We start from the raw sequence: 13,832 nt of genomic DNA, 5'->3' as shown, positions 1-13,832 counted from the left end.
TTATGTCGAACCTACGCCGTATCCTGCCGCTGCTGCTCTGCCTGAGCCTGCTGTGTGCCTGTGTGCAGATGCCCAACGCCCCCAAGGACGAGACCCCGCTGCAAAGCCCCCTGCCCACCGCCACGGCGGAGAGCAGCGCCGCCCCCGCCCCGACCGCCACGCCGGAGCCGACCATGGTGCCCGCCATGGCAACCGCCCATGACAACGCGACCCGTACCGCACCGGTGATCGAAGACCCCGCCGTCTGGGACGACAACGCCGAGGAGGTGCTGTCTGCGCTGGAAAAGCAGTTTGCCTCCTACGGCATGACCCTGACCGCCAAGGAGGGGTACCCCTACCTGCTGGCCGTCAACAACGCGGGCGGGACCGTCACCGTCTACACCGTGGACGCCGCCACCGGCCGCTACGCCGTACCCTTTATGGCCATGGTCTGCAGCGGCGGCGCGGACACCCCGACCGGCTATTTTTCCACCCCCGTGGACTACAGCTGGCGGCTGCTGATGGGCCCGAGCTACGGCCAGTATGCGACCCGCATCTACAGCAGCTACCTGTTCCACAGCGTACCCTACTACAGCCAGCACAAGGACGATGTGGAGTATGACGAGTTCAACAAGCTGGGCACGATTGCCAGCCTTGGCTGCATCCGGCTGGCGGTCGTGGATGTAAAGTGGATCTACGACAACTGCCCGCTGGGCACGCCGGTCGTGATCTACAACGACAAGGAGAACCCCGGCCCGATGGGCAAGCCCGGCACGATCTACACCGACCCCGCCGACACTGAGAAGCGCGGCTGGGACCCCACCGACCCGGACCCCGCCAACCCGTGGGACGATGCCTTCGAGAGCGGCACAGCCATCCGCAGTCAGGCCGCCTGGGACCAGTGGGAGAGCGAGCGCGAAGGCTGGCTGAAGAGCCTGACCCCGACCGATCTGCAGGGGTGGAGCACGGATTCCAAGATTGAGGGAACGAGAGGGTAAAAAAGAGAAGCCGCACCGTAGGGGCCGGACATGTCCGGCCCTCAACATAAAATCAGACGGTCGTCTGCGGGAAGGCTGCGGGCCGGGCATGCCCGGCCCCTACACAAGCCGACCAACAAAAAAGCACCTGCTTTCTGACGAAGGCAGGTGCTTTTTATGCTTATTTTAGCTGAACATCACGACATCCTGTGCGGGCTTCTCGCCGGGTTCCACAGAAATCGCGGTCAGGACCGGGCCGGTGGAGTCCGGCGTCTGGCCCTTGTAGATGGGGTGGTATTTTACATTGACCTTGGCGGTAATGTTGATCCAGCTGCGCTGCTCCAGACTCTTGTAATCGTCATAGCGGCAGGGCATGCCGACAAACTGGATATCCTGCACGCAGCAGGTCATGGCAAAGCGGCCGGGCACGAACGAGCCTTTTCCGGCCTGCTGGGTCTGGCAGACCTGCGCCAGATATTTCACCGTCTTGCCGTCATATTTCTTCGGATCGTCCATGCAGTCCATGTACCAGACGCCGAAGAACTCCTCCGGGATCTCAATGACGGGGGCGTCCACATCAAAGGGCAGCGGGTCGGGGATGTCATCGTAGGCAACGCTGCCGTTGGCGAACTCATAGGCAATGTCGCAGCGGCGGCTGGCCTGACGGACCAGCTTGTGGATCAGCTGGCGGCTCTCATCATCGTTGACAGCCTCGGCACGGTTGACGACCAGCAGCTCGCTGCCGCGAATCTTATCCAACAGCAGGCTGCGCATGGCGCTGTCACCCGCGTAGGTCTTGATGGTCGTGCCATCCGCCGTGGCCAGACACTGGTAGACGAGCCAGTTGTCCGGCAGGGCATCATACAATTCCTGCACAAGCCACATGCCGTTGTACTCGATGATAACGCGGCCGCAGCCGGACTTTTTCTCCAGCGCGGTCAGGTTCTCCTGCGTCAGCTCGCTCTTGTCCTCGATCTGGGCAACATGCACGCCGCCGAAGGCAAACTTTTTGGGATCATACTCGATCTCGCCCTCCTCGCAGACCAGCAGCAGCGTCTTGTCGCCGGAGTCGAAGTTGGGGTCCTCCATCGTTTCCTGAATGAATTTTGTCTTGCCGCTCTCCAGCTGGCCGACAAAAAGGTATACGGGGATTTGTTTAGGCATAGGGGTGTCCTTTCGGTTAGTAGCAGTCAAAGGCTTCTCCCCTAGGGGAGAAGCTGTCCGCGAAGCGGACTGATGAGGGGAGAGCTAATCGCGGCCTGTCATTCGTGGGCTGTTGCGGCAGGCTCGCCCCTCATCCGCCTTCGGGCGGAGCCTCAGGCACCTTCCCCCAAGGGGGAAGGCGTTGCAAAATCAAACATGGAACAGCTCGGCGATCTCGTGCTCTTTCAGCTCGGAGCCGATCACACAGAGCTTGCCGGTGACATCGGGGCCACAGGTGCGGATCTCATGCTCGCCGGGAACCATATCGAACTCATACCATGTGTCGCCGCCGTCCACGATGCCCTTGGCGCGCAGGATCATGCCGTAAGCACCCTCGTCCAGCGCGTGCAGCGCCTTGTCGAGATCCTCGCGGCTGTACTTGTGGGCCGTCTCCTTGCCCCAGCTGGTGAACACCTCATCGGCATCATGGTCGTGGTGGTGGCCGCAGCTGCAGACGCCATGCTCATCGTAGTGATGCTCATGATGGTGGTCATCCTCATCATGGTCATGATGGCAGCAATGCTCATGGTCGTGGTCATCCTCGTCATGATCGTGATGGCAGCAATGCTCGTGGTCGTGCTCATCCTCGTCATGGTCATGATGGCAGCAATGCTCGTGGTCATGCTCGTCCTCGTCATGGTCGTGATGGCAGCAATGCTCGTGGTCATGCTCGTCCTCGTCATGGTCGTGATGGCAGCAATGCTCGTGGTCATGCTCGTCCTCATCATGGTGATGATGGTGGTGGTGATGCTCCTCCTCACCGGCATGTGCCTCGTTGGCGGCGCGGGCCTCGTCCAGCAGCTCGGCCACAAGGTCGCGCTTGCCGTCCATGACAGAGACGATCTGGGCGCCGGTCAGGGCGGTCCAGTCGGTGGTGACGATGGTGGCGGTGGGGTTCTTCTCGGCCAGCAGGGCAACGGCGGCAGCGACCTTATCCTCGCCGGCGTTGCCGGTGCGGCTCAGGATGATGCAGGAGGCATGGCTGACCTGATCGTCATAGAACTCGCCGAAGTTCTTCATATACATCTTGACCTTGTTGACATCGGCCACGGTGACAAAGCTGTTCAGCAGCACCGGCAGGGTCTCGGCCACGCCCTCGACTGCGCGGGTGACATCGCTCAGCTTGCCAACGCCGGACGGCTCGATGAGGATGCGGTCGGGGTGGTAGGTCTCAACGACCTTTTTCAGCGCCTCGCGGAAATCGCCGACCAGACTGCAGCAGATGCAGCCGGAGTTCAGCTCGTTGACCTGAATACCGGCCTCGCGCATAAAGCCGCCGTCAATGCCGATCTCGCCGAATTCGTTCTCGATCAGGACGATCTTTTCGCCCGCGAACGCCTCTTTGATGAGCTTTTTGATAAGGGTGGTCTTGCCGGCACCGAGAAAGCCGGAGAAAATGTCGATCTTGGTTTTGTTTTCAGCCATAATTGGGTACCTCTATTCAGATGTTTATGATTTTGGCAATCTAAAAGACTAACTGCTAATACTATTATAACAAACGAGTCAAGGGGTTTTGCGCCTTTTTGCGCCGTAATTTTTGAATTTTTTGCAAAATTTATTGGATTACCGCCTCCCCGTAGGGGCCGGGCACTGCGGGGTTGTGAGCGTGGGGCCACGGTTGAGCGGAGCGAAACCGGGGAGCGAACAATGTTTGCCCCCGCGGGGCAAACAACCGCACGAGCGGGCCAGCTTTGCTGGCTGGCGGCGCTCGTTGTGCGCCGCCAAGCGCCCGGCCCGGGGGTGTCCCGCGGGCTGGCGCTAATGGGACACTGCCTCGGAGGGGTTAAGACCCCTCCCTACGGGCTATCGTTCACGGGTGCTTTGTAGGGAGCGGTCTTGACCGCTCCGCCGGGTAGGCAGACATTAGCGGGTTGGCCCGTAGGGGCGGCATACATGCCGCCCGGGAACCCTGCGCCGCCGCAAACACCCCGGGAGGGATAAATTCCTCCCCTACGCATTGCCCGCAAACAACCGCCTGCACGGCGGGGCGTCGGGGACGCCGCCCCCTACCGCCGCATTTTGTTTGCGCTCAGCGCAAACTCCACCTTTTTTATTATCTATTATCTTTTATCTCTTATCTATTTATTATTTGCAGCATTCGTGGTATGATATACCTAACCCCAATATCTATCACAAAAAGGAGCGATCCATTTTGACTACCAATGAAAAAATCGCCGCGCTGCGCGCTGCCGCGAAGGCAGCCGGGGCCGATGGCGTGCTGATTATGACCAGCGACCCCCACTGCAGTGAGTATCTGCCCGGCTATTACAACGCTCTTCCGTGGTTTTCCGGCTTTATCGGGGAGAACTCGACCCTCGTTGTGACCCAAGACCGCAGCGCCCTGTGGTGTGACGGCCGCTTCTATGTGCAGGCCGACCGCCAGCTGGCCGGCAGCGAGATCGAGTGCATGCACGCAGGCTCTGCGGGCGTGCCGACCGTGGCCGAGTATCTGGAGAGCCACTTTGCACAGGGCGAGACGCTGCTGCTGGACGGCAGCTGTGTGCCCGCCACGATCGCCAAGGAATACCGCGATGCACTGGCCAAAAAGGGTGCCGCGCTCAAGAGCCTTGATGTCGCCTCCCCCATCTGGGACGCCACGGGTGAGCGCCCTGCCCTGCCCGACACCCCCTGCAACCTTCTGACCCCCGCCCAGACCGGCGCGGCCGCCGCCGACCGCATTGCTCTGGTGCGCGCCGCGCTGCAGAAGGCCGGTGCCACCGCGCTGGCCGTGACCGGTCTGGACTGCGTGGGCTGGCTGCTGAACCTGCGCGCCCGCGACCTGCCCTGCACCCCGCTGGCCGTTGCCTACGCCCTCGTCACGATGGACGCCTGCACGCTGTTTATTGCGCCGGGCCGCCTGTCTGACGCCGATACCGCCACGCTGGCCGAGAGCGGCGTGACGCTGCGCGGCTACAATGAACTGATCGACGCCGTCCACGCCCTGCCCGCTGAGGAAGTGTTCCTTGTTGACGAAAAGGCAACCAATTTTGCCCTGTACGAGGCCCTGACCGCCCACAAGACGGTGGCCGGCGCTGACCCGATCTTCGCCCTGAAGGGCATCAAGAACGAGACCGAGCTGAAGAACCTCCGCGAGTGCCACATCCGTGACGGCGTGGCTGTGGTGCGGTTCCAGATGGATTTGGAAAAGGCACTGGCCGAGGGCAAGACCCTGACCGAGATCGGCATCGACACGATGCTGCAGAAGCGCCGCGCCGAGCAGCCCGGCTACTTTGAGGACAGCTTCTCGACCATTGCCGCCTACGGTGCCAACGCCGCCATGATGCACTACCACGCCGAGGGCGAGGTCAACAGCGTCATCGAGCCGCACGGCTTCCTGCTGGTGGACAACGGCGGCCAGTATGACTGCGGCACGACCGACATCACCCGCACCTACCCGGTCGGCCCGCTGACCGACAATGAGCGCCGCTATTACACATGGGTGCTGCAGAGCCACATCGACATGGCCCGCGCCGTCTTTCTGGACTACTGCACCGGCTTTGCGCTGGACACCTTTGCCCGCGGCCCGGTCTGGGCGCACAAGGTCAACTACCGCTGCGGCACCGGCCACGGCGTTGGCTTCATCTCCGGCGTACACGAAGGCCCCCAGAGCCTGCGCCCGAACAACCCCGTGATTTTTAAGCCCGGCATGACCATCACCGATGAGCCGGGCATCTATGAGACCGATGAGGTCGGCATCCGCATCGAGAACGAGCTGGAGTGCGTGGATATGGGCGAGAACCAGTACGGCCACTGGCTGGGCTTTGCCCCGCTGACGCTGGTGCCCATCTCGACCGAGCCGCTCCTTGTGGACGAGTTGAGCCGCGACCAGCTCAACTGGCTGAACGACTACCATGCCCATGTCTATGAGATGCTCAGCCCCCGCCTGAATGAGGACGAGAAGGCATGGCTGCAGGCCAAGTGCGCGGCGATTGGCAGATAAACAGCTGACAGGTGTTTATCTTTTATATTCCTGTAGGGGCCGGACATGTCCGGCCCGCAACATAAACCGGAAAGCAGGTGCTTGCCGGTAAGCTGCGGGCCGGGCATGCCCGGCCCCTACGCCTTAACAATGTTTTACCATGCAATAACGGCACATGTCCCCGGAACGGTCAAGACCGTTCCCTACAAAGCACCCGTGGACCCCGATCTGTAGGGAGGGGTCTTGACCCCTCCGCAGCTGCCGTTTGCCATTGTGACGCGGTAGGGGCCGGGCATGCCCGGCCCCTACAGAGCGGCATACTCAATGGCTATTTACTTCTCGCACGCGCCGTCGTTGCCCTACTCTTGCGGTTACCGCATCAAACTTCGCCTTTACAGGCTCGTTTTCTGCGACCGTTGCGCTTCCTCCGTCTCGCTGCATCCGCCGCAGGCGGCGCTCGACTCCGTCGCCCCGCAGCCGTCGCAGTCACTCTCGAACTGCACGGCGTTCTTCGCCAGCTCGGGGTCAAGGCGCTGTGCGACCTGCATCATCAGGGCGCACTCCATCCGCTTGCGGAACACCTTGCAGCCGTACTCATAGGTGCCGTGGATGTCGCCGGTGGCGTGCAGCGCGTTGGCCGCGCAGCCGCCCGCGCAGTAGAGCCGCGCCCAGCAATCCTTGCAGTCGGGGCGGGCGTAGACATTGCAGAGCTTGAACTCATCGCGCAGGGCGGTGTTGGTCACGCCGTCCCAGACATTGCCCAGCTTGTAGTTCGGGTCGCCCACAAACTGGTGGCAGGGGTAGAGATCGCCCCACGGGGTCACGGCCATATACTCGGTGCCGGAGCCACAGCCCGAGATGCGCTTGTAGATGCAGGGGCCGTGCTTCAGATCCAGAATGTAATGGTAGAAGGTGATCGGCTTGCCAGCCTTCTGGCGGCGCAGCATGTCGTTGGCCAGCAGCTCATACTGGTCAAACAGCTTGGGCAGATCCTCCTCGGTCAGCGCCTCGGGGGAGTCGGGCGGCGCCACAACAGGCTCCATCGACAGCTCGCTGAAGCCGAGGTCGTCCGCCATATGGAACAGGTCCTTGGTAAAATCAACATTGTGATGCGTAAAGGTGCCGCGCATATAGTAGCCCTTGCCGCCGCGCGCCTTGACCAGCTTCTGGAACTTGGGCACGATGCGGTCATAGCTGCCGTTACCGGCCAGATCCACGCGGAAGCGGTCGTTGACCTCCTTGCGGCCATCGAGCGAAAGCACAACATTATGGCATTCCTTGTTGCACCAGTCAATGACTTCATCGGTGATGCCGATGCCGTTGGTCGTCATCGTAAAGCGGAAGTTCTTGTTATACTTTCCCTCGATGCTGCGCGCATAGGCAACCAGCTGCTTGCAGACCTCGAAGTTCATCAGCGGCTCACCGCCGAAGAAATCGACCTCCAGATTGCGGCGGGTGCCGGAGTTTTCGATCAAAAAGTCCAGCGCGCGCTTGCCGGTCTCAAAGCTCATCAGCCCGGCCTCGCCGTGGAATTTGCCCTGCGCGGCAAAGCAGTAGCTGCAGTTCAGGTTGCAGGTGTGGGCCACATGCAGGCAGAGCGCCTTGACCACATTGGAACGGTTTTTAAAGTCAAAGGCGTGGTCGGCGTAGGCATCGGGCGCAAACAGCTGGCCGGCGGCGGTCAGCTCGTCAATATCGTCCAGCACATCGTTGATGTCGTTTGCCGTGACATCGGCGCGGCCCGCGTACTTTTTGGCGAGGGCTGCAGCAGCCTGCTCCCGGCTGCTGCCTTGCTCGATCAGGGCGATGGCGTCATAGGCGACGTCATCCACCGCATGTACGCTGCCGCTGTAGACATCCAGCACAATGTTGTAACCGCTTAATTTGTATTGATGGATCATGGTTTTCTCCGTTTTGTCAGGTTGGATATACGGCAGGCGGCCACGGGCGGATATGGAATCCGCCCCTACGGCAACCCCTTGCGGGGGCACATTTCCTATGCGCCCCACCGCATCATATCATAGAAAATGCCGGGCTGCCACACGGCACCCCGGCATCAAAGCCAGCAAAAATTACTTGTCGGTCTTCTCGCAAGGCTGGTTGGCAATGCCGCAGCTGGTCTTGCAGGCGCTCTGGCAGGAAGTCTGGCACTCGCCGCAACCGCCGTTCAGCAGGCTCTTCGCCATATCGCGGGTCTCGAGAGTCTGGATGTGCTTCATAAAACAGTCACCCCTTTATACATTTAGAATTATTACTATAATACATGAAAAGGGAGGGTTTGTCAATAGAAACCGTCTCTTGATTTTTGGTAGCGTTGTAGGGGCCGCACATGTGCGGCCCTCAACCGTATGGCAGATGCGCTTTTGCGGGAAAGCCGCGGGCCGGGCATGCCCGGCCCCTACAGAACGCGGATTTCTTGCGCGCTGCTTCCCCCAATATGCTTGATCCTCGTCCCCGCCTTTTCCAGCGCCTCACACGCGGCGGCCAGTGCCGCCGTCACCTCCTCGCCGGGGGCGATCAGCGGCACGCCGGGCGGGTAGGCCCAGAGGTACTCGGCGGCGGTCTGCCCCACGGCGCTCTGCATCGGCACAATGCGGGACGGGCGCAGCAGTGCCGCGCCGATCGTGCAGCGCACCGCGCCGGGCGCGGGCAGAATATGCGGCGCAGCGGCGGGCGGCGCAGCGGTCTTGTCCCACGCGGCCAGCACATCGGCCAGCCGGTCCAGCGCGTCCTCTGCATCGCAGGGGCTTGTCATCGCCAGCACATTGGGGCCGCAGACCATCTCCGGCTCAAAGCCGTTTTCCCGCAAATACGCTGCGCCCGCCGCGCCGATCTGCAGCAGCAGCTTGCCGGCATCGTGCGCAAAAAAGTCCGGGTGGGGCGCGTCCGCGCCGCAGCACAGGATGCGCGTGTTCTGCAGCTTTTTCGCTGCAGCGTCAAATCGGTCCAGCCGGGCGCGCCATGCGGCAAAGGCCGTGTCCCCCTGCTGCGCCAGCCAGCCGGTGCAGCCGTCCAGACTGACGAGCAGCGGGTAGCTGGGTGAGCTTGTCTCAAATACATCAAGCTGGCGTTCGACCTCGGCGGGGTCCGCAAGGCTGCCGTTCAGCTGCAAAAAGGCGGTCTGGGTCAGGCTGGGCAGCGTTTTGTGGGCGCTTTGCACGACAAGGTCGGCCCCCGCCGCGACCGCGCCGCCCTGCCAGCCGTACTGCGCGGCAAACGGCAGATAGTGCGCGCCGTGCGCCTCATCGACAAGCAGCGGCACGCCGTGCGCGTGGCAGAGCCTTGCAATGGACGCTATATCGCTTACAACGCCCTCGTAAGTCGGGCTGGTCAGGATGACGCAGCGCGCCTGCGGGTGCGCATCGAGCGCGGCAGCCACCGCGGCGGGCGGCACGCTGCCGTAGATGCCGAACGCCGCATCGACCGGCGGCGTCAGGTAATGGGCGGTCAGCTGCCCCAGCTCAAGGGCGTGATAGACGGCCTTGTGGCAGTTGCGCGCCACAATGACCTCACTGCCGAAGGGTGCCAGCGCGCGGATGCCCGCCAGCAGGCCGACCGTGCTGCCCCCCACCAGATACCAGCAGCGGCGGCTGCCGTACAGGGCGGCGGTGCGCTGCATGGCAGCGGCCAAAATGCCGTCCGCATCGTGCAGGTCGTCCGCACCGTCAATTTCGGTCATATCCCACGCAGCGCAGCCAAGCCCCGGTGCGGGCAAAGTGCGGCGCTTGTGGCCGGGCATGTGCAGCGGGTAGCGGGCAGCGGAGAGGTCTTCTAATTGTTGTTGCAGCGTCGATTTTGTCATAGCATACCTTATATAAAAAGCCTTCCCCCAAGTGGGGGAAGGTGCCCGAGGCCCCGCCCGAGGGCGGATGAGGGATGACTGTACCATGCCCGCCCTTTTGCGGCTGGCAGCGGCAGGCTCTCCCCTCATCAGCCGCCTGCGGGCGGCAGCTTCTCCCCCAAGGGGAGAAGCCTTTGGGGTTACGAAATCTCAATTTCAGCCTTACTGCCCGCCCGTGTCTTGGTCACGCGGATCTGGCGGGTCAGGCGGTCCTGCAGGGCCTCGACATGGGAGATGACGCCGATGAGCTTATCGCCCCCGGCCAGCCCGGCCAGCGTATCAACGGCCTTTTCAAGGCTGTCGGCGTCAAGCGAGCCGAAGCCCTCGTCAATAAACAGCGTTTCGATGACCACGCCGCCCGCGTTCTGCTGGATCGTATCGCTGATGCCCAGCGCAAGGCTCAGGGCGGCCATAAAGCTCTCGCCGCCCGACAGACTGCCCACCGGGCGGGTCTTGCCGGTGTAGGCGTCAAAAACATCGAGATCCAGCGCGGTCTTGCCGCTGACGGCCTCGCTCCGGCGGCGCAGCAGGCGGTACTGCCCGTCCGTCATGCGGGTGAAGCGCAGGTTGGCAGCCTCGACCACGCCGTCAAAATAGAACGCCTGTACGTACTGTTCAAACGGAAGCTTGATTTTTCCGGTCAGGTTGCCGTTGATCGTTTTGGAGAGGTTGTCCCACATGGCCCGCTTTTCCCGGGCGGCGGCGCTCTCCCGCATGGCCTTGTGCAGGGCATCCAGCGCGGCGCGGTTGGTGTGCAGCCGGTGGACCGCCGCATCGCGGGCATCCATAGCGGCGGCGCGGTCGCTGCGCAGCCGGGCCAGTGCCTCCTGCAGGCGCTCCAGCGCATCGGGGTTATCCCGCTTGGGCATCGTCTCCTGCATCTGCTGCACGCGGGCCGTGGCAGCGGCGTGGCCTGCCTTGGCGTTGGCAGCGCGGCGGGTGGCGGCAAACTGCTGCTTGTCCAGTTCAGCCAACTGGCGGGTCAGGATGTCTGCCTGCTTGGCAAGGCTCTTGGCGCGGTCGGTCTTTTGCTTCAGCTTCAGGTGGTCGGCCTGCAGGCCGCGCAGCCCCTCGGCCAAGCTCTCCTGCTGGGCAGTCAGGGCAGCTTTCAGCTCGTCCGGTGTCAGCTCGGCGGCGGGCTTGCCCGTATAGCGGTCCCCGCGGCGGGCGAAAAATCCATCTGCGTCGCGCTGCAATGCCGCGCGCAGCTCATGCGCGTGGGCAGCGGCGTCACCGGCAGTGCGGCTGGCGGCGGCCGTTGTGCGGCGCTGGGCCGTCAGCTCCTTCTCGCGCTCCTCCAACTGCTTTTCGGTGATGTGGTCCTTGGGCAGGGCCGCGATCTTGGGGTGGCGGGTCGAGCCGCAGACCGGGCAGGGCTTGCCCTTTTCCAGATCGCGGGCCAGCAGGCCGGCGCGGTTGGCGTTAAGCTGGCGCTGCAGCGTGCTGTACTCTTCCTCGGCCTTGTCCAGCGCGGCCTGCGCCGCCACATAGGCGGTCTGGCGGTCTGCGGCGTCCTGCCGGGCCTTGTCAGCGTCCTGCAGCTGGCTTAAAAGCTGCCTGCAGTCGGCAGAAAGCCCCTCCGCCAGCTCAATGCGGTGGTCGGTTTTCAGCAGGTCGGCCTCAGCCTGGCTCAGCGCGGCGCGGTCGGCCTCGTTTTTGGCAATGCTCTCCTTGAGGCTCGCCGTCCGCTTTTCAAGGTCGGCCATGATGATGTCGGTCTGGTGCTCGACATCGGCGGCGCGCTGCTCCTCGGCGATGAGGCCGGCCAGCTGGCGGCGGCGGGCGGCGCGCTCCTCGGCAATTTTAAGGCCTGCGTCACCGCGGGCGATCTTCTCGTCCAGCTCCTTCATGACGGCGGTCTGGCGCTTCTCGTTCGCCTCATCGGCCTCAAGCAGCAGCTTGCCAAGCTCTGCGGCAGCGCCTGCGGCAAAGGGGTCGCGGTCGTCCTGCATTTCGGTTAGCTCGGCGGCGGTCTGCTCATCGGCGCCCTCCCCCAGCAGGGCGCCTACATGCATCAAAAGTACATCATCCAGCCGCTTACATTCTTCCTCGGCGCGGCGGGCGTAGTCCACGGCGGCCTGTCCAAGGCGCTGGTGGTCGGCCGTGTCAAAAACGCGGCGCAGGATGGCGGCCCGCTCGGCGGAGGGGGCGTTCAGCAGCCGGGTGAAATCGTTCTGCGCCAGCATCGACACCTGCGCAAACTGCCTGGCGTCAATGCCCAGCAGCTTGACAACGGCGTCCGTCACAGCGGAGGCACCGCTGACCGGCTCGTCCGGCTCGCGGATGAGCTCGGCCTTGGCGGGCACCTTGACCATGCCGCTGCCCCGCTTGGCCGCGCGCTGCTGGTCGGGCCAGCGGCGCACCGTGTAGCTGCGCCCCCGATGGGTAAAGGTCAACTCCACCGAGGTCTCGGCCTCCGGTGCAGCAAAATCGCTGCGCAGCATCGTTGTTTTTCTATTTTCGCCCGAGGTCTCGCCGTAGAGCGCAAAGGTGATGGCGTCAAACAGGGCGGTCTTGCCCGCGCCGGTATCGCCGCCGATCAAAAACAGGCCGTTGCCGCCGAACGCCGCAAAATCCAGCTCTGTGCGGCCGGCGTAGGGGCCGAAGGCGTTCAAGATCAACTTCCGGGGTTTCATTCGCTTTTTGACGCCTCCTCGCGCAGTTTTTTCACGGCCAGCACTTCCTCGGTCGTCAGGGCACGGCCGTTCATCTTGGTGAAAAAGTCCTGAAACAGCTCGGCAAAGGGCTTGCCCTTGACGGCCTGGGTCATATCGGCCGGCAGCGCCGCCGTGCCCTTGGGCTGGTAGTCGAGCCGCATCGCGTTGGGGTAGGCCGCGCGCAGCTGGGCCATCGCATCGGGCAGCGGGGTCGGGTCGGTCAGGGTCGCCCAGATATAATCCTCGGTGTCGGTGGGGTGCGCGACCAGCTTGGCCAGCGGGCCGGTCAGGTGGCGCATGGCGCGGCGGGGCGTCAGCGGCAGCTGCTCGATCTTTTCGACACCGCGCTTGCCGATCCGCACAAGGGTGACGGATTTCTGCATACCGCACTCGTCCAGATGGTAGCACAGCGGCGAGCCGGCGTACCGCACGGCGTCAATGCCGACCCGCTGCGCGCGGTGGATATGCCCGAGCGCCGCATAGCAGAAGCCTGCAAACCGCGCTGCATCAATAGAATCCACCGTGCCGACCGTCAGGGGGGCCGTCTCACTGCCGGCAAGCTGGGGCGGGCATACGCCGGAGACCACCATCTGGTGGGCCACCAGCACACGGCGGGGGGCGGCAGGCTCACAGACGGCGAGCGCCGCGCCCACGGCAGAATCATAGTCGGAGATCTCGGCCTCGGGCAGATAGTGGCGCACGGTGGCCGCCCGCACAAAGGGCAGCAGGGTAAATTCAAGGGGGCCGTAGCGGTCATGCAGCACGACCTGCTTGGGCATGCCGTGGAACCGCCCGGCGATGTAAACGCCCTGCTCTGCCAGCAGGCCGCTGGCGAAATCAAGGCGCTCGGCGCTGTCGTGGTTGCCGGACACGGCCAGCACCGGTACATGCCGCAGCGAAAGCTGTGTCAAAAACCAGTCGAGCAGCGTGCAGGCCGCAGCCGGGGGGACGGGGGTGTCGTAGATGTCGCCCGCCAGCACCACGGCCTCGACGCCGTGCTTATCGCAGAGGGTCAGGATCTGCTCCAGAATAAAGCGCTGATCCTCCAGCATATCAAACCCGTTGACCCGTTTGCCAAGGTGCAGGTCAGCCAAGTGCAGAAGTTTCATAGTGTATCTCCAGATTTTGCGTTTACCGCGCTGCAGGGGCCGGACATGTCCGGCCCGCGGCCTTGCGGGGATGGGGTGCTTGCCGTTTGTAGGGGGCGGCGTCCTCGACGCCCCGCGGGCCGATGCAAGCATCGGCCCCTACAAATT

9 protein-coding genes are annotated in these 13,832 nt (G+C 63.3%); 2 read left to right on the top strand and 7 right to left on the bottom strand.

Features of this window, described 5'->3' with window-relative positions; translation table 11 throughout:
• Positions 1-2 precede the first annotated feature (2 nt).
• Entirely contained in the window at positions 3-977 is a 975-nt protein-coding gene (locus tag OGM67_12230; GenBank protein UYJ34331.1) for a L,D-transpeptidase, read from the top strand.
• 165 nt (positions 978-1,142) lie between these two features.
• On the opposite strand, the gene OGM67_12225 is transcribed toward OGM67_12230, so the two are convergent.
• Positions 1,143-2,120 carry an outer membrane insertion C- signal gene (locus OGM67_12225; protein UYJ34330.1) on the bottom strand — a complete coding sequence of 326 codons (978 nt, stop codon included), beginning with the start codon at positions 2,118-2,120 and terminating at the stop codon, positions 1,143-1,145.
• A gap of 189 nt (positions 2,121-2,309) precedes the next feature.
• The gene (locus tag OGM67_12220; GenBank protein UYJ34329.1) at positions 2,310-3,584 is read right to left on the bottom strand and encodes a GTP-binding protein; all 1,275 of its coding nucleotides are present in this window, start codon (positions 3,582-3,584) and stop codon (positions 2,310-2,312) included.
• A gap of 727 nt (positions 3,585-4,311) precedes the next feature.
• On the opposite strand from OGM67_12220, the gene OGM67_12215 reads away from it, so the two are divergent.
• The gene (locus tag OGM67_12215) at positions 4,312-6,099 is read left to right on the top strand and encodes an aminopeptidase P family protein (protein UYJ34328.1); all 1,788 of its coding nucleotides are present in this window, start codon (positions 4,312-4,314) and stop codon (positions 6,097-6,099) included.
• 371 nt (positions 6,100-6,470) lie between these two features.
• Here OGM67_12215 and scfB read toward each other — a convergent pair whose 3' ends face one another.
• The 5 genes from scfB to OGM67_12190 form a co-directional block, all read right to left on the bottom strand.
• Positions 6,471-7,979 (bottom strand): thioether cross-link-forming SCIFF peptide maturase, encoded by a 1,509-nt coding sequence (gene scfB / locus OGM67_12210; GenBank protein ID UYJ34327.1) that lies wholly within the window; start codon positions 7,977-7,979, stop codon positions 6,471-6,473.
• A 171-nt stretch (positions 7,980-8,150) separates the two neighbouring features.
• Positions 8,151-8,297, bottom strand: a complete 147-nt coding sequence (scfA, locus tag OGM67_12205) for a six-cysteine ranthipeptide SCIFF (protein ID UYJ34326.1) — start codon at positions 8,295-8,297, stop codon at positions 8,151-8,153.
• Positions 8,298-8,476: 179 nt separating this feature from the next.
• Positions 8,477-9,880, bottom strand: coding sequence for a PLP-dependent transferase (locus tag OGM67_12200; protein UYJ34325.1), 1,404 nt, complete (start codon positions 9,878-9,880; stop codon positions 8,477-8,479).
• Positions 9,881-10,059: 179 nt separating this feature from the next.
• Positions 10,060-12,555, bottom strand: a complete 2,496-nt coding sequence (locus tag OGM67_12195) for an SMC family ATPase (protein UYJ34324.1) — start codon at positions 12,553-12,555, stop codon at positions 10,060-10,062.
• Positions 12,552-13,685, bottom strand: a complete 1,134-nt coding sequence (locus tag OGM67_12190) for an exonuclease SbcCD subunit D (protein UYJ34323.1) — start codon at positions 13,683-13,685, stop codon at positions 12,552-12,554. The genes OGM67_12195 and OGM67_12190 overlap by 4 nt, the downstream gene beginning before the upstream one ends.
• Between the last annotated feature and the right edge of the window lie 147 nt (positions 13,686-13,832).

The sequence above is a fragment of the Oscillospiraceae bacterium genome (genome assembly GCA_025757985.1).
Lineage (GTDB): Bacteria > Bacillota > Clostridia > Oscillospirales > Ruminococcaceae > Gemmiger.
This window is presented reverse-complemented; position numbering and strand designations above follow the sequence as displayed.

What these genes read in the sequence shown, in the direction of transcription:
- OGM67_12195 (UYJ34324.1), bottom strand. Translation starts at nt 12,555, where the DNA reads ATGAAACCCCGGAAGTTGATCTTGAACGCCTTCGGCCCCTACGCCGGC.
- scfB (UYJ34327.1), bottom strand. Translation starts at nt 7,979, where the DNA reads ATGATCCATCAATACAAATTAAGCGGTTACAACATTGTGCTGGATGTC.
- OGM67_12225 (UYJ34330.1), bottom strand. Translation starts at nt 2,120, where the DNA reads ATGCCTAAACAAATCCCCGTATACCTTTTTGTCGGCCAGCTGGAGAGC.
- scfA (UYJ34326.1), bottom strand. Translation starts at nt 8,297, where the DNA reads ATGAAGCACATCCAGACTCTCGAGACCCGCGATATGGCGAAGAGCCTG.
- OGM67_12190 (UYJ34323.1), bottom strand. Translation starts at nt 13,685, where the DNA reads ATGAAACTTCTGCACTTGGCTGACCTGCACCTTGGCAAACGGGTCAAC.
- OGM67_12230 (UYJ34331.1), top strand. Translation starts at nt 3, where the DNA reads ATGTCGAACCTACGCCGTATCCTGCCGCTGCTGCTCTGCCTGAGCCTG.
- OGM67_12200 (UYJ34325.1), bottom strand. Translation starts at nt 9,880, where the DNA reads ATGACAAAATCGACGCTGCAACAACAATTAGAAGACCTCTCCGCTGCC.
- OGM67_12220 (UYJ34329.1), bottom strand. Translation starts at nt 3,584, where the DNA reads ATGGCTGAAAACAAAACCAAGATCGACATTTTCTCCGGCTTTCTCGGT.